General features: G+C 54.8%; 11 protein-coding genes and 2 pseudogenes. 3 read left to right on the forward strand and 10 right to left on the reverse strand.

What is annotated here, in order from left to right; genetic code table 11:
* Position 1: 1 nt before the first annotated feature.
* The gene (locus tag ACR0MJ_RS01975; protein ID WP_480760320.1) at positions 2 to 202 is read right to left on the reverse strand and encodes a hypothetical protein; all 201 of its coding nucleotides are present in this window, start codon (positions 200 to 202) and stop codon (positions 2 to 4) included.
* Between ACR0MJ_RS01975 and ACR0MJ_RS01980 the strand changes: the two are divergent.
* Positions 122 to 769: pseudogene (locus ACR0MJ_RS01980) on the forward strand (IS6 family transposase). The gene ACR0MJ_RS01975 and the pseudogene ACR0MJ_RS01980 overlap by 81 nt on opposite strands.
* 489 nt (positions 770 to 1,258) lie before the next feature.
* Here ACR0MJ_RS01980 and ACR0MJ_RS01985 read toward each other — a convergent pair.
* The 3 genes from ACR0MJ_RS01985 to ACR0MJ_RS01995 are packed head-to-tail and all read right to left on the reverse strand — an operon-like array spanning position 1,259 to position 3,932.
* On the reverse strand, positions 1,259 to 2,587 hold the full coding sequence (locus tag ACR0MJ_RS01985) for an ATP-binding protein (protein WP_170403674.1): 1,329 nt from the start codon (positions 2,585 to 2,587) through the stop codon (positions 1,259 to 1,261).
* Positions 2,587 to 3,246: a response regulator transcription factor gene (locus ACR0MJ_RS01990; protein WP_480758777.1), complete on the reverse strand. Its 660-nt coding sequence runs from the start codon at positions 3,244 to 3,246 to the stop codon at positions 2,587 to 2,589. The genes ACR0MJ_RS01985 and ACR0MJ_RS01990 overlap by 1 nt, the downstream gene beginning before the upstream one ends.
* 38 nt (positions 3,247 to 3,284) lie before the next feature.
* Positions 3,285 to 3,932 carry a PepSY domain-containing protein gene (locus ACR0MJ_RS01995; protein WP_480758780.1) on the reverse strand — a complete coding sequence of 216 codons (648 nt, stop codon included), beginning with the start codon at positions 3,930 to 3,932 and terminating at the stop codon, positions 3,285 to 3,287.
* Between the two features lie 154 nt (positions 3,933 to 4,086).
* Here ACR0MJ_RS01995 and ACR0MJ_RS02000 point away from each other — a divergent pair, with 154 nt between their 5' ends.
* Positions 4,087 to 5,172: a hypothetical protein gene (locus tag ACR0MJ_RS02000; RefSeq protein ID WP_480758782.1), complete on the forward strand. Its 1,086-nt coding sequence runs from the start codon at positions 4,087 to 4,089 to the stop codon at positions 5,170 to 5,172.
* 276 nt (positions 5,173 to 5,448) lie between these two features.
* Here ACR0MJ_RS02000 and ACR0MJ_RS02005 read toward each other — a convergent pair whose 3' ends face one another.
* Positions 5,449 to 5,637 carry a hypothetical protein gene (locus tag ACR0MJ_RS02005; RefSeq protein WP_480758784.1) on the reverse strand — a complete coding sequence of 63 codons (189 nt, stop codon included), beginning with the start codon at positions 5,635 to 5,637 and terminating at the stop codon, positions 5,449 to 5,451.
* A gap of 1,022 nt (positions 5,638 to 6,659) precedes the next feature.
* Between ACR0MJ_RS02005 and ACR0MJ_RS02010 the strand changes: the two are divergent.
* Positions 6,660 to 7,367 (forward strand): annotated as a pseudogene (locus ACR0MJ_RS02010) (IS6 family transposase).
* Between the two features lie 63 nt (positions 7,368 to 7,430).
* On the opposite strand, the gene ACR0MJ_RS02015 reads toward ACR0MJ_RS02010, so the two are convergent.
* Genes ACR0MJ_RS02015 through glgC form a run of 5 tightly spaced genes read right to left on the reverse strand, consistent with a single transcriptional unit; the run spans position 7,431 to position 15,846 of the window.
* On the reverse strand, positions 7,431 to 9,062 hold the full coding sequence (locus ACR0MJ_RS02015; protein WP_480758786.1) for an alpha-D-glucose phosphate-specific phosphoglucomutase: 1,632 nt from the start codon (positions 9,060 to 9,062) through the stop codon (positions 7,431 to 7,433).
* The gene (gene malQ, locus ACR0MJ_RS02020) at positions 9,050 to 11,050 is read right to left on the reverse strand and encodes a 4-alpha-glucanotransferase (protein WP_480758789.1); all 2,001 of its coding nucleotides are present in this window, start codon (positions 11,048 to 11,050) and stop codon (positions 9,050 to 9,052) included. The genes ACR0MJ_RS02015 and malQ overlap by 13 nt, the downstream gene beginning before the upstream one ends.
* The gene (glgX, locus tag ACR0MJ_RS02025; RefSeq protein ID WP_170734652.1) at positions 11,047 to 13,152 is read right to left on the reverse strand and encodes a glycogen debranching protein GlgX; all 2,106 of its coding nucleotides are present in this window, start codon (positions 13,150 to 13,152) and stop codon (positions 11,047 to 11,049) included. The genes malQ and glgX overlap by 4 nt, the downstream gene beginning before the upstream one ends.
* A complete protein-coding gene (glgA, locus tag ACR0MJ_RS02030) occupies positions 13,149 to 14,585 on the reverse strand; it encodes a glycogen synthase GlgA (protein ID WP_170403653.1) in 1,437 nt (478 codons plus the stop codon). Before glgA ends, glgX begins: the two co-directional genes overlap by 4 nt.
* Before the next feature lies 1 nt (position 14,586).
* Positions 14,587 to 15,846, reverse strand: a complete 1,260-nt coding sequence (gene glgC / locus ACR0MJ_RS02035) for a glucose-1-phosphate adenylyltransferase (protein ID WP_170403649.1) — start codon at positions 15,844 to 15,846, stop codon at positions 14,587 to 14,589.
* Positions 15,847 to 15,852 lie beyond the last annotated feature (6 nt).

Raw genomic sequence — 15,852 nt, forward strand, 5'->3', positions numbered from 1 at the left:
TTTACGTCTTGTCAGAAGAACTTGGCTTGAGGCGGGCAGGGCGGTTGCGTAGCTTTTGCAGATGACCAGACCTGCCTCCTTCAAACAGTTTAAATCCAGTCCCGAGATCATCCGCCTTGCGGTGATGCTGTACATCCGCTTCCCGCTTTCGTTTCGGAATGTCGAAGTTCTGCTGCACGAGCGAGGGATCGACGTGAGCCACGAAACCCTCCGATATTGATGGAACAGGTTTGGCCCGATATTTGCTGCTGAGATAAAGCGGAAGCGTGTTTAGCAATTGAGAGCATACTCCAAATGGAAGTGGTAGTTGGACGAGGTTATTGTGAAGGTGAATGGCAAGCGGCATTATCTTTGGTGGGCTATCGATGAAGAAGGTGAGGTGCTAGAAGCCGTTGTCACCAAACGTCGAAACAAAGCTGCAGCATTGAAATTTCTAAAGAAATTGATGAATCGACACGGCCATGCGGAAGCCGTCGTCACGGATCGCTTCACCGGATACAAAGTCGCGGTCAGAGAGCTGGGCGCGCTCGAAAAACAACCGACGGGTAGATGGCTCAACAACCGCGTCGAGAACTCGCACCTCCCGTTCCGACCAAGAGGACGCGCCAACCAACGGTTCAGGCGCATGCGAAGGTTACAGAAATTCGCCTCCGTCTATTCCTCCGTTTACAACCACTTCAATCAGGAAAGATCTCTAGCCTGCCGAGACACCTTCAAGCTGTCGCGCACCGCCGCTCTCGCCGAGTGGCGCGAACTTTGTTCTGGATAGGTTCACGGTTTCCGCGGCAAACTGAGACTGGCTAAAATTCGTCTGACAGCAACAATGTGGGATCATTCCAGCACTGGATCTGTAAGAAGATCATGGATTGAGACGGGCAAAAGTTATCTCAAATGCGGTTAGCTTTGTCCGCTAGGCGGTCGTTCGTGCGGAACAAAGGCGCAGTACTACGGCCAGCGGTGGCTTCGTCCGCACTGCGGTCGTTCATCTGAACTTGTCGAATGACCGCTGTGAGCCCTTTGTAGCGAATGCTGCGTCGTGGAATAATCGCCGCATTGCGCAGAAAGCGGACTTTGCAAAGTGAAGGCTGCAGCTCAAAGCGGTTACGCTACATCGAGCTGCCATACCGCGGTCGCGGTTCATGCTGCCGCTATTCCCAGCACGGTCAAAGCCAAAGACTGTTCGAACCCATAATCTGAAAAAAATTGCAATTCGATTGACTGAACTCAACGGCTGATGTGTGCCTATGTGCAATTGTGTTTATTTTGAAATCAGAATTTGGCAAGCCAAGCCGCCGAGTTTTTGGGATGTATCTAGTGTCAGTTTGCATCCATATGCATTCAGCAGATCAACGGCTATTGCCAAACCCAAACCGGTGCCACTGACAGAAGTGTCTAAACGACCTCCCGAACGAAGCACTCCTTCACGTGCAATTTCAGGAATACCAGGCCCGTCATCCTCAATGCAGATCTGAATGCCCTCTTCAACACGCTTTGCGGTGATCTGAACTGTTGTTTGGCACCATTTGAGAGCGTTGTCGAGAAGGTTACCAATCACTTCTTCTACGTCCTGAGTGTCCATTCGCACCCAGAGACCGGCGTCGTGATCTGAAGTAAGTGATTTCCCCTCGCGCTCTGCCATGACCGAAAATAGTCTGGACAATCTCCCGACCGAGTTCGAAAGATCGGTTTTTGAATGTGTCAATTCTCCAGTATTGGTCGCACGCATACGTGCGAGAGAGCGGCCAAGCTGGGCATCGATCCGACCCAATGCCTCTTCTGCCTGAGTGGTATCAGCTCCGGTTTCCGACAAGCTTTTCAGTTCATTTCTGAGGATTGCTGTCGGTGTTTTCAGCGCATGCGCCAGGTCCGCCGCTTGCCGCCGCGAGCCGGCCACAATCTCGCGATTTCTGTGCAGAAGTTGATTGAGGTCTTCGACAAGTGGCGAAACCTCTTCCGGATAGTCTTTCGGCCTAAGATCATCCCCCTTGTCCCAACGATGCGCCACATCTGCGCGTAATTTCCTGAGAGGACCGACAATTGCTGACATCAACAGCAGCGAACCCGCAACTCCAATTAGACCGACCAGCCCAAATACTGGAAGCAAGTTGTTCTGCGCGGCGCGACGTTCGCTGATCAGTTCAAGCCTGCTTTCGGCGACCGTCACGCTCCATTCTGTTCCGTCTTCGAAGGTGATTTTCTGATAAGCGCTGCGAACGGCCTCGCTGTCCGGACCTGTGGTGTTCCAAACGAGGGTCTCATCACTCACACGCGCAGGTTCAGAAATAGTTTCGTCAAAGAGTGAGGCCGATGTGAATGTAACCCCGTTTGCATCGGTCACCTGCCAGTATCTGCCTGAAAACGGCGTTCCATAGGCCGGGTCGAACATGAGATCACGTAAAGCCTCGGGGCTGTCCGTCGTCGCGCTCAACCCGACAACCAGCTGCGTATGTCTATTGCGCAGCGTCTCGTCGAACTGCTCAAGAACGCGCGCATTGATGTAGGAAAAAACAACCAAAGTTCCAACGCCGACAGAAAGCGCACCTGTGGCGAGGCCGCCAAGCAACGCGCGTTGGCGCAGCGATAACATCAGGCGGTATCGATCATATAGCCGCGTCCTCTGACCGTTGTTATTAGGTCAGGGCCGAGTTTCTTACGCAGCCGGGTTATGAAAACGGCAATGGTGTTCGAATCCCTGTCACCATCATATTCGTAGATATGTTCGGACAGCTCAGTACGCGACACCATGCGCCCGAGATTATGCGCAAGGTATGTCAGGACAGCTATTTCCTGCGCGGTCAGATCAACGGGAATTCCACCTACGCTGACCCGTCCGTTTCGTGTATCCAAAGAGACATCCCCCATTTCGATCACAGGATTCAATTGACCGCTCTGTCGGCGCAGGATCGCGCGGACACGTGCGGCCAGTTCTGGCATGTGAAACGGCTTGGTCATGTAATCATCCGCGCCTGCGTCAAGGCCATCTACGCGTTCACTCCAACCATCGCGGGCTGTTAGGATCAACACCGGCGTCTTGATCCCTGCGCCACGCCATTCGCGCAGGACGGAGATGCCATCGCGCTCGGGCAATCCAATGTCTAGGATGATCATGTCGTATGGTTCGGTCGCCCCCAAGTGAAGCGCATCCGTACCATTGTTGGCCACGTCCACTACGCGGCCTTCTGCACTCAGAAGCTTTTTGATCTGCTCGCACAACTGCGGCTCATCTTCGGCCAGAAGTACTCTCATATTCAAAAACTACAATCACAATGGTTTTGAATTAAGCCCTATTTTTTACCCTTGCCTTTGCCGTTCCCACCGGAATTGCCATTACCGTTGCCATTCCCATCGGAATTGCCATTGCCGTTACCATTTCCCCCGGAATTACCATTTCCGCCGCCATTGCCGTTTCCGCCACCGTTGCCTCCGCCATTGCCGCCCCCGTTTCCGCCGCCTCTGTTGCCATTCTCGCCGCTGCTGCCGCGGCTTGCAGAGGCACCACGGTTGTTACTGGTGCTGCGGTTGCTGTTCTTGTCGGCATTTGCAGACCCAGACCGCGCAGCTTTTGAAATTTGGCGGGCCACGCTGGTTCGGTTGGAAACAACGGCACCGGTTTGAGCATTCACAATGACGCTAACGATTTTTCCATCGGGCTTCTTAACGAGAATACGATAGTAAATCTGGTCCGCCTGAAAGGCGCGCGCATCGACAGGTGTGCCACCGAAAGCTTTCTCAACACCATTGATGACCCGCTTCAGCCGGATCGTGTCGCCTGTCAGAGTCGCCTTGCGCAGCTCACCTTGCTTGAGCTCACGTGTTTCGGCACCCGCTTCCCCACTGGGTAAAGCAACAAGCACGTTTGCAACCAACAAGAACACGTACGCACGCATAAAAGCTCTCAATATTTCCTGGCGTAAGATTACGCCGTTCGACATGAACCGATGATGAACAAGCAGTTAGCTCTGCGTTCAAGCGCTCTCAAGTTAAATGGGAATAAGCATATGAGATTCGGGCGCGAATCGAGACGATAGAACACAGCGAGTTGTTTCAGAAAACTGCTACCCGCTGATTTCCAACGAGGAGTTCGATATGAAAACCACCAGTTTGGGACTGCTCAAAGCATCGACCTTGGCAATTGCGTTGCTGGGTTCAACCGCCATCATAGCAACCGTCGCCGTGCCGGATGTTGCCTTTGCAAAGGAAGGAAAAGGCAATGGTGGAGGAAATGGTAAAGGCGGTGACAACGGCGGTGGAAAGGGTAACAGCGGCGGCAAGGGCAACTCTGGAAAAGGAGACCGCGGCGACCATAGCTCTGCCAGCAACAAAGGCGGAAAGAAGGGCGCTGACAAAGGTCAAGGTGGCCGGACTGCAGGAAAATCCAGCAACGGCAACTCGAAGTCCAAAGCTTCGCGGTCTGTATTCGGTAATGGCGGTCGTATCTCGTTGAAGGACATCTTTAGCGGAAAAAGTAAATCGAGAACGGTTACCACCTCCAGGAAAGGGTCAACGACCGGTAGCGGCAAGCAAAAGCCCCGGACGTACAAGAAGCCTTCAAAAACCGTGATCGTTGAAGAATCCATACGTCCGGCCGTCCGGACCAAAGGCAACAGGATGGCAGCACTTCTTGGTGCCCATCCATCCGAGTTGGGGGCCCTGAACGCGGCTAACGCCAGCGCAACCGCACTGGCGAACGCAGCGCCCAACTCTCGCGTCGGTCGAATTGCCTACTATCGCGATACCGTTTTGGCTGGCGAACCGTTGCGTGAGGAACTTGCGGAGCAGTTGGAAGAACTTGCCGGACTGGAGCCGCCAGAGCGGACTATACCCGAAATCGAGGAAGACCTGCGAACTGCGTTGGATGATGTGCAGGAGAACCAAGAGAGGGTCGAAGAACTTGAACAGGCGCTGGAGGAGGCAGGTGGAACTGATCCTGAGATTGAGGAACAACTTGATCAAGCCCGCGCAGATTTAGAGAGTTCGGTCGAAGAAGCCCAAGACCTGAACGATGAAAGACAGGCCGCCGTCGAATACGAAGAAGCGACTGAGGAAGTGCGGGAACTGGCTGATCTGGTTGAAGAACAGGAATTGACCGAACGGGAAGCCTTGGAAGCTGCAGCCAACAAACCCGTCACAGATGCCGTTGAGCAGGAGGTAAAGTCGCTCCTGGGTCTGTAAGAACAGGCAACAGCTTATTCGCCTCACGATACACGCAGTACTTACCACTCACGGAAGTACTGAATGCCGGGCCAGTCATACGCTTCGCAAAGGCGAGAAATGGCTGGCCAGCATAATATGAGGCCGAGCCATAACAACGAAGGCTACAAGCCTCGCATCCTTAACATCGACCACGCAGAAAAAGAAACCCCGCTCCAAGATGGAGCGGGGTTCAGTTTTTAATTCCAATATTTTGGACAGATATCGGGAATTGTGTGGGGGTCTGCTGAACTGCCTTCAGACGTTGTTATGTGCCTCGGAAAGCCGCTTGTTTTTGACGATCTGTGTTAATGCATTTTCGATAGGAGGGAAGCGACCACTGCTCGATTTGGTCATGGTTGACAAACGTTCTTCGGCGATTTTGCCGGAGGTTTGCATCGCAGCTGTTGTGCTGGACTTTTCAGTCACAAAGGCAGACTTGATCATGCGTTTCCCCTTGTCAGCGATCAAACGATACACCTTTCGTTCGATCCAACCCGATCACTATGCATTAGCTTGGTTGAACACTCTGAGAATACATTGTTCACGTTCGGTTAATGTTGTTCGCGAAATAAAGACAAAGGAATGAATGGGTTGATTGACGGGTTAAGAGCTGCCGGATGGGGTGCCGTAAGTGCGTGCTCAAATGAGAAGCTTATTACTCAGCTACTGTGGAAGCGCTGATCTACCTTCGTAGTGGAAAGCCACTCATTGCTGATGAACTCGCCAATGCCCGTTCAAGGGCATATGTAGACCGCACAGCTAAGAAGGATGCAGGGAATGAACATAGCCGTTGGAGTATTGGCGGTGGCCCTGTTGGCGCAGGGCGCATCATCTACGAACGCAAATCACAGCTTGTGGAGCCATAGCGTTGGGCAGGTTAGCCGAGCTGGTGCAACTGCGCCAATCCTAGTGAAATCCAAAGCCGGACATTGTCCACCTGGCTTGGCGAAAAAGGCGATCCCTTGTGTGCCGCCTGGGCAGGCTAAGAAATATCGACGTGGCGATTACATCTATAATGGGTACGTTCGCATCGATGATCCCGGCCGCTGGGGACTAAGGCGCAAAGGTTATTACGTGAGAGCCGGAGATTACGTATACGAAGTAAATCGTGAGACGTACGAAGTGCTGAACTTAATAGGAGCAACCGCCGATATTCTGAATTAAGTGCTTCGCCAGCTCTTGGCCCTGATACTAAGTTCGAGGCCATTTAGACCGCTTTCCAAAATTGAAACAAACGCCCGTTTAAGGCCTTGGTCACAGCAAATTATTCGCTTAAACAGCTTATGTCGCCAGCCCGAATGGAAATCTGGTATAGCCTTCGCTAAGGGCTGTATTGTTGCACAACTCGGGATCTGTAAAGCTCAGTTATGTAGGCTGGCTTTGAGCTACCATCGTTAACAGATGAGAAGAGTCTTGTCGGAAGAGCTTTGCTTGAGCGGGGCGGGACGGTTGCGTAGCTTTTGGCCATGGCCAAACCTGCCTTCCTCAAGTACTTCAAAACCAGCTCCGAGATCATCCGCTTTATGGTGATGCTTTAAATCCGTTTTCCGCTTTCGCTTCGGAATGTTGAAGACCTTCTGCACGAACGCGGGATCAACGTGAGCCACGAGACTGTCCGATATTGGTGGAACCGTTTTGGTCCAATTTTCGCGTCAGTGATCCGAAGAAAGCGTGTTCAGTAATTGCGAGCATTCTCGAAATGGAAATGGCATTCAGATGAGGTCTTTGTGAAAATCAATGGAAGGCGGCATTACCTTTGGAGTACCGTGGATCACAAAGGCGAGGTGTTGGGAGCCGTTGTTACCAAACGCCGAAACAAAGTTGCAGCACTGAGATTCCTCAAGAAATTGATGAAGAGACACGGTGTAGTGGATGAAATTATGACGGATCGCTTCGCGTCATGCCGAGCCGCGCCCAGAGATATCGATGCGACGGAAAAGCAGATGACGGGCAGGTGGCTTAACAACCGCGTCGAGAATTCACACCTTCCTTTCCGACGACGCTAACGCGCCATGCAGCGATTCAAGCTTATGCGAAGTTTACAGAAATTCGCCTCCGTCCTTTCTTCCGTCTACAACTACTTCAATCAGCAAAGATCATTTAGCAGCCGAGTAATCTTCAAGCAGACCTGTTCCGCCGCTCTGGCTGAGTGGCGTCAGCATTGTTCCACGTAAATTCGCGGATTTGGCGTCAAACTAAGACTGGTTGGACTTAGTCTGACAGCACCCTTGTAGCTGTTATGTTATGACGTCTGGCGTCTGGCGGTCGCAGATTTCGGGGATTTTAGTTATTCGAGCCATTGCTTCTGTGATTTCTTGCAATGCTGACTGGGTATCCATATGCATATCGCCCCCAACGGGTGTGAACTGCTCCAAATAGATACGAACTGTGGCACCGTCCGTTCCTGTACCCGAAAGGCGGATCACGCCTCGACAGCCATTCTCGAAAGTAATGCGCACTCCTTGGTTCTTGCTTATCGAACCATCGACCGGGTCTTCGTAGGAAAAATTGTCCGCAGTCGCGACAACAAGATTGCCGGTGCTGCGGCCAGGAAGTTCAGGTAACCGATCAGTCAAATCGGCGATCATTTTCTCGGCTTTGGCGTTGTCAACGGCCTCGTAGTCATGCCGCGAATAATAGTTGCGGCCATAAGTCCGCCAGTGATCTTCCATGATTTCGCGGACCGAGACCCGACGTTCGGCAAGAATGTTCAGCCACAGTAGAACGGCCCACAATCCGTCCTTCTCGCGCACGTGATCCGAGCCAGTACCGGCACTTTCCTCTCCGCACAGCGTGATGCAGCCCGCGTCGAGCAAGTTGCCGAAAAACTTCCAACCTGTTGGCGTTTCATAACAATCTAGTCCCAACTTTTCGGCAACACGATCGACCGCTGCGCTGGTGGGCATCGATCTAGCGATCCCGGCGAGCCCCTTGCCGTAGCCCGGGACGAGGTGGGCGTTGGCGGCCAGCACGGCGAGACTGTCGGACGGGGTGACATAGATCCCTTTCCCTAAGATCATGTTGCGATCCCCATCCCCATCTGACGCGGCAGCAAAGTCCGGACCACCAGGAGATAGGACCAGATCGACAAGCGGTTTGGCCCAGATCGGGTTTGGGTCGGGATGCCCTTTGCCAAAATCGACCGATGGCACAGCGTTCAGGACTGATCCCTTTGGGGCACCCAGTTCATCTTCAAGTATGGCGGTCGCATAGGGTCCCGTGACCGCATGCATTGCGTCAAAACGAAGGGTGAACCCGCCGGACAGCAAATCTCTGATCCGGCCGAAATCGAAAATATCACGCATCAGTTCTGTGTAATCGGCCACCGGATCGACGATCTCCACGCCCATATCTTCGAGCCTTGAAACGCCGACCCCTCCCAGATCGATGTCCCCGGACTCAAGCGAGCGATACTCGGTCATGCTCCGTGACTGGGCAAAGAATTCTTCCGTCAGGCTCTCGGAGGCCGGGCCGCCATTGGCACCGTTGAATTTCAGCCCGAAATCGGCGTCGATGCCGCCGGGGTTGTGACTGGCGGACAGAATAAAGCCGCCATCGGCCCCGTGCTTGCGGATCAGATTGGACGCGGCAGGCGTTGACAACAGGCCATTCTGTCCGACAATCGCACGAACAGCGCCATTGGCTGCGGCCATGCGCAAGATGATCTGGATGGTCTCGGCGTTAAAAAACCTGCCGTCGCCACCGATGACAAAAGTCTTGCCTTGCGCGCCGCCAATGGCATTGAAAATCGACTGCACATAGCTCTCCAGATATCCGGGTTCCATAAACACCCGCGTCTTTTTGCGCAGTCCCGAGGTGCCGGGTTTCTGACCCGCAAAGGGGGTGCAGGGAAACACTACGAAAGGCATGGATCAGTTTCCTTCTGTTGAACGGTGGCGGGGACTACCCGCGCCGGTTCCATAGAATTACGTACGTCTTTCAGACTTTGAACGGCAGCTAGTTCCTCTACAGGCACGCGTGCCGGACGCCTCCAATTGGGGTGCTCGTCAATTGTTCCGGGTAGGTTCTGGGCCTGCTCGCTGCCCAACAAGTCGTCCAGTTGCACCGTCACCAGTTCCGCCGGGCTCTTTCCCAGCTCTGAATGCACCGCGCCGCGGATATCTTCCAAACTTGCTTCCGGCGGGATGGCGCAATGACGGCGCAGTGAATTCCGCTGGACGGCCCGCGCGGCGTGCAATGCCATCGCCCTGTCCCGGGACAGCCAACCGATGGTGCGCCACCATTCGATATCGCGCCCGCGCCAGAAGCCTTGGATCGTCGGCGTATCATGTGTACTGAAACAAGCCATACTGAAAGGGCGCAAATCCTGCGCCGACCTCAATGCGCCATCTCGTGTCCCTTCAAATTGCCAAACCGCGTAGCTGTAGAGACCGGACTCATTCAGGCGCTCGCGGAACCCGGCGGGCACCAATCCCAGATCCTCGCCCACAACGCAGCAGTGATTGCACCAGGCCTCTATGGCCACCACCGCAAGCAACACGTCGAACGGTTGCGAGATATACCCACCCGGGCTGCCATCCTCAGGTACCCAGAAGCTGCGCATCAGGCCAAGAACATGGTCAATCCGGACAATCCCAGCCTGGGACATCAGTTTTCTCAGCAGTGTCCGCACGGGTTCGTAGCGGTTTTTCGACAACTTATTTGGTGCGTAGGCCGCTAATGTCCAGGATTGCCCAGCAGGACTGAGCTGATCTGGCGGTGCCCCGATTGAGACGCCGCGTGCAATCAGATCCTGGTGCATCCAAACTTCGGCACCGTCGGGACGCGCTCCAACCGCAAGGTCCAAGAAAAGACCTAAAGCCATCCCGGACCGAATTGCGGTCGCTTGCGCGACCTCGAGCTGAGTATAGGCCCTCCATTGCAGCCACGCATGGAATTCGTTCCGGGGCGTCGGTTTTGTTCTTTCAGGTTGGCTTAAATGGATAGGCCAATTGCGAAAGTTGCCGCCATGCATTTCGCTGATGCTTTCAAACGTGGCGAACCGGGCCAGTTCCAGACCTTCGGCGCGGCAAAAAGCCTGAAATTCTTTGTGCTCCGTCGCTGCAGCGCTTTGCTGAAATCGCTGAAACTCCGCGTCCAATGCGAGGCGGTGTTTTATGCGAAAAGCCGGGTAATCGATCAACGCCCGGTCCGAAACAGATGCAAGCCGGGTGCCTGTTGCAATGTGATCGATATTCAGAAACCCGCGGTGACTAGGCGAATAAGGGCTTTTGGTGTCACCTACCGCCCATCCCAGCGCATGGACCGGATTAATGCCAAAATACATCGCACCCGATTGCCCCATGACAGACATCGCATGGCCCAGGTCGTCGTAGTTTCCCAACCCGCCGTTTGATCGGGACCGCAACGAGTACACTGCGCCCGATACACCCCATCCCTTCGTGCGTCCTGTCAGGTCTGCGATTGTCGGCGCATGTATCGGTCGGCTCAACAGAAACACTTCTTCGCAGCGACCAGGGCTATGCACAACCAACGTAAAATATCCAACAGGCAGAGGTTGAAGCGTCAGGCTTGTTTCTCCGCGCCCCGCCTGAACCTCGTGTCCTTTGTTATCCAGCACATGCCATTCGCTGGGCTGAGACAGTGCCAATTCAAACGGCAGTTCGGCCAGAATGACCTGTTCAATAGGTAACGCTCGTGCTGCCTGTTCGGCCTGACCCGCCCGTAAGGCCTCGGAAACGGCGCTGTCCGTATCTACGTCTATGTCCATCGCGCGGAGCAGAGCCTTCAGGGTCGGTGGATCCGATGATAAACGCGTTCCATCCCAGGCGTTGTACCCCAGATGGATGCCGCAATCCTGCGCTAGTTGACGCAGTCTGTCGTCGCTGCCCATCATTCCACTGACCGTTCTTCTAAGACAAAGGCGGCTACCGAGTGTGCCGGAATGATCGTCGTTGAAGTCGTGATCTTGCTGGCCGACTGATGAGAAACCGACGTGTCAATTTCTCGCTGCCAGACTCTGTCTCCGCCGGACGGCAACCGCAACTCCAGCGCCTCATTTTCCCGGTTGAAGGCCAGCATCACCACATCGAAGATAGTGTCGCCCGCCACGCATTCGGCGCAACCGCGCAGGATCAGACAAAGGCTGGACAGTCCCGGATCGCGCCAGTTCAGTGGCGATCCGTCCATGGCACGCCACTCGACATCCGGATATCCGTCTGTCCGTTGGGCACCATGCAGGAATCGATTTTGATTGAGTACGGGATGATTGCACCGGAAACGCGACAGTGCCGCGGTAAACGCGATCAAATCGCTGTCAAGTGTGGTCCAGTCGATCCAACTTACTGGGTTGTCCTGGCAATACGCGTTGTTGTTGCCATTCTGAGAATTGCCGCCCTCGTCACCGGCCAACAGCATAGGGGTGCCTTGTGACAAGAAGACAGTGGCCAGGAAATTTCGCATCCTTTGGAGGCGCGCGGCTTTCACTTCGGGATCGTCGCAGGCTCCCTCCATGCCGAAATTGTCGCTGTAGTTGCTGTGATGGCCATCGCGATTGTCTTCACCATTGGCTGCATTATGGCGCTGCAGGTACCGGGTCGTATCTGCCAACGTGAAGCCGTCGTGAGAGGCCACGAAGTTTACTGAAGACCAGGCCTGACGACCCTTGGTATCGAATAATTCCGCTGACCCCAATAAAGCCGAGCCCATGTCCTGCGCCGAATGGCTGTCGCCGCGCCAGAACTTGCGCACCGTGTCTCGGTAACGGTCATTCCATTCCGAAAACTCGGGCGGGAACCGTCCCAGTTGATAGCCTCCCGGACCGACATCCCAAGGCTCTGCAATCAGTTTTGCACCTGCTAGTACAGGGTCCTGGCGCAAGGCATCCAGGAACCCGCCGCTTGCTTCAAACCCATGCGCCTCGCGCGCCAGAGTCGTTGCTAAGTCAAAGCGGAAACCGTCGACCCCCATGCTCTGCACCCAGAACCGCAGGCTGTCCATCACCATCCGAAGCACAAACGGGTGCTTTACCTGAAGTGTATTTCCGGTGCCGGTGTCGTTCACATAGTAGCGCGGTTGGCCATCCAGCAGCAGGTAATAAGACGCGTTGTCGATCCCGCGAAAACTAAGCGTCGGGCCGAGATGGTCACTTTCGGCGGAGTGGTTGTAGACCACATCCAGTATGACCTCGATACCGGCGGCATGAAACCGCTCGACCATAGCGCGAAACCCGAACACGCCGGATGGCCCGAAATAGCGCGGTTCGGGCGCAAAGAAGCCCAGAGTATTGTACCCCCAATAGTTCCGCATGGATCGCGCGCGCAGCGCACCTTCAGAGGTGAAGGCGTGGATAGGCAGGATTTCAACAGCCGTCACACCCAATCGCATCAGATGATCCAGAACCGGCTGTGACGACATCCCTTCATAGGTGCCCTTCACATGGTCAGGAATGTCAGGGTGCAACATGGTCACCCCTCTGACATGCGTCTCATAAATGAAAGTGCCGTTCCAACGCCGTCCCAGCGTCACCGCGTCCGAGGTGAAACTGTCAGGACTAGAGACGACGGATTTGGGCACAAAAGGCGCGCTGTCGACTTCACTGAAAGACAGATCACCGTAGGGAGAATTGGGCAGGTAACCCAGGATTGCCGGATCATGGGTGACGGTTCCGTGCAGTTCGCGCGTATAAGGGTCCAAAAGCAGCTTGTTGGCGTTGAACCTGTGACCCCGCTCGGGTGCAAAAGGGCCTTCCACGCGGTAGCCATAAAGTGCTCCGGGTTTCAGGCCCGGCACGTAACCATGCCAGATGGCTCCATTGCGTTCGGGCAAAGCCAGTCGGGTGAGCTCGGTTCGGCCATCCTCTGCGAAAAGACACAGATTGACGCGCAATGCGTGCTCGGAGAACAGGGCAAAATTCACGCCTTCACCGTCGAAATGAGCACCGAGCCGCGATGGGTTCCCTTGTCGAATTATCAGTTGTGTAGGTCCAACATCCTTCATACAGACAAACTCTTGTACAATTCGGCATACTCCCGCGCCGACCGATCCCATCCAACAGCTTGGCGCATCGCCGCGCGTTGCATCATCTGCCACGTCTTCTTGTCGTCAAAGCAGCCAAAAACACGATCAAGCACAGCCTCAACGCCGGTTTTCGTAACGTTATCAAACACAAATCCGGTCGCACATTCGGCGTTCAGTGCTGCGACATTTGCGTCAATCACCGTGTCAGCCAATCCCCCGGTACGCGCGACGATGGGCAAAGTACCGTATCGCAGCCCATAAAGCTGGGTCAAACCGCAAGGTTCAAACCGCGACGGGATCAGAATGGCGTCAGATCCGCCTTGTAGCAGATGGGCAAAGGCCTCGTCATATCCGATCACGGCCCCTACCGAACCGGCAAAGCGCTGGCCGGCGTCCACAAAAGCCTGTTCGAGTGCAGTTTCGCCAGAGCCCAAAACAGCCAGTTGGCCGCCGCGTTCGACGATGTGCGGAACGGTGTCAATCAGCACATCCAGACCTTTCTGCTCAGTCAACCGACTGATGACACAGAACAGCGGACCCCTGGAATCGGGATCAAGTCCAACACGGTCTGCGATACTTGCGCGGCTGTCAGCCTTTCGCCCCAGGCTTCGTGCATTGTAACCTCGGGCCAGTGCTGGATCGCTCAAGGGGTCCCATGTGCCGGTGTCTATGCCATTCAGAATACCGCTAAGTATCGCTGTTCTGGACTGTAGAACGCCGTCCAAACCCATTCCATACTGCGGCGTGAGGATTTCCCGGGCATAGGTAGGGCTGACCGTCGTGATCCGGTCTGCAAACATCAACCCACCCTTCAGAAACGCAAGATCACCGTGAAATTCCAGCGCTTCGGGATGAAACCAGTCACCGCGCAGTCCTAAATCTGACAGGGCATGCGGGCCGAACCGGCCCTGAAAGGCAATGTTGTGAATGGTCAAAACCGATTTGGGCGCGTCTTGACCGGATTGTTTGAGATAAACAGGGGTCAGAGCGGCCTGCCAGTCATGTGCGTGGATGATGTCCGGCTGCCAACCGTCGACACCGTCAAGACCCACCCGCGCCGACGCCTGTGCCAGCGCGCCAAAGCGCAGATGATTGTCCGCCCAATCCGCGCCATCGGGATCCGTGTAAGGCAAGCCGGGACGATCAAACAATTGCGGAGCATCCAATAGGAGCAGGTCAATACCTTGGACAGAGACCAGAACAAGCTGTCCATAGCCGCCAGGCAGATCACTGAACTTGGCAACCTGCCGCCCGTCGCTGAGCAAAGGCTGCAACGACGGATAGGCCGGCAACAGAATGCGACAGTCGATGCCATGACCGGACAGCGCAGCAGGCAGCGCGCCGACCACATCCGCCAGTCCTCCAGTCTTAATGAACGGCGCGCATTCTGAGGCGGCCATCAGTACTTTCATATCACATGTCCAGTTGGTCGATCATCGCTTGGGTAATAAGGCAGACACCGCCTTCTGTGCGTCTGAACCGTTTGGCGTCAAGTTTTGGGTCTTCTCCAACAATCAGACCGGGTGGAATTTTGACACCCCTATCAATCACAACGTTCTTCAGGTAAGCCCGACGCCCGACCTCGCAATATGGCAGGGCGACAGCGCCTTCCAGTTGCGAAAAGGAGTGTGTTTTTACCCCGGTGAACAGCAAGCACTGATACAGTGACGAGCCTGAGATAATACAGCCGCCTGACACCATCGACGAAACAGCCTGGCCGCGGCGCCCTTCCTCGTTGTGAATGAACTTCGCCGGCGGCGTCAGTTCGGAATAGGTCCAGATAGGCCAGTCTGTGGCGTAGATATCCAGACCCGGTTTGAAATCGGTCAGGTCGATATTGGCCTGCCAATAGGCGTCAATCGTGCCTACATCGCGCCAATAGGGTTTGTCCTCAAGCCCAGACATGACACAAGACCGGCTGAAGGGGTGCGCCATTGCGCCGCCTTCGGCTACGATAGTCGGGATGATGTCCTTGCCAAAGTCATGGCTGGATGTCTCCGAATTCGCGTCTGCTTCAAGGATGTCATAGAGATATTCTGCCTCGAACACGTAAATACCCATGCTGGCCAGTGACATGTCCGCCTGACCGGGCATCGGGGGCGGATCCGCAGGCTTTTCAACAAAGCTTAGTACTTTGTCCGTCTCGTCGACATCCATGACACCAAAGCCTTTGGCTTCTTCGCGCGGCACCTCAATACAGCCCACCGTCACCTTCGCGCCGGATTGAACATGCTGCTCAATCATCAGCGAGTAATCCTGCTTGTAAATATGATCGCCAGCCAGCACCAAAATGTATTTCGGTCCATAGCCGCGCAAGATGTTTATATTCTGGGTAACGGCATCTGCGGTGCCTTTGTACCAGTTATCCTCATCCAGCTGTTGAGATGCGGGCAGGATGTCCAGAGACTCGTTACGCTCTGCCCGGAAAAAGCTCCAACCCCGTTGCAGGTGCCGGATCAGGCTGTGAGCCTTGTATTGGGTCGCAACGCCGATCCGCCGGATACCCGAGTTCACCGCGTTGGACAAAGCAAAGTCTACGATCCGCGTTTTGCCGCCGAAATAGACCGCTGGTTTCGCGCGGACATCGGTCATTTCCTTCAGACGGCTCCCCCTGCCACCCGCAAGAACATAGGCCATGGTCTGGTTGGCCAATCTGCGACGATCTTGTTTCAACGGGTG

The sequence above is a fragment of the Ruegeria sp. C6 genome, from assembly GCF_056537625.1.

Excerpts from the sequence above, each read along its gene's own strand:
- ACR0MJ_RS01985 (WP_170403674.1), bottom strand. The coding sequence starts at position 2,587 with ATGTTATCGCTGCGCCAACGCGCGTTGCTTGGCGGCCTCGCCACAGGT.
- ACR0MJ_RS01990 (WP_480758777.1), bottom strand. The coding sequence starts at position 3,246 with ATGAGAGTACTTCTGGCCGAAGATGAGCCGCAGTTGTGCGAGCAGATC.
- ACR0MJ_RS01995 (WP_480758780.1), bottom strand. The coding sequence starts at position 3,932 with ATGTCGAACGGCGTAATCTTACGCCAGGAAATATTGAGAGCTTTTATG.
- ACR0MJ_RS02000 (WP_480758782.1), top strand. The coding sequence starts at position 4,087 with ATGAAAACCACCAGTTTGGGACTGCTCAAAGCATCGACCTTGGCAATT.
- ACR0MJ_RS02005 (WP_480758784.1), bottom strand. The coding sequence starts at position 5,637 with ATGATCAAGTCTGCCTTTGTGACTGAAAAGTCCAGCACAACAGCTGCG.
- ACR0MJ_RS02015 (WP_480758786.1), bottom strand. The coding sequence starts at position 9,062 with ATGCCTTTCGTAGTGTTTCCCTGCACCCCCTTTGCGGGTCAGAAACCC.
- malQ (WP_480758789.1), bottom strand. The coding sequence starts at position 11,050 with ATGATGGGCAGCGACGACAGACTGCGTCAACTAGCGCAGGATTGCGGC.
- glgX (WP_170734652.1), bottom strand. The coding sequence starts at position 13,152 with ATGAAGGATGTTGGACCTACACAACTGATAATTCGACAAGGGAACCCA.
- glgA (WP_170403653.1), bottom strand. The coding sequence starts at position 14,585 with ATGAAAGTACTGATGGCCGCCTCAGAATGCGCGCCGTTCATTAAGACT.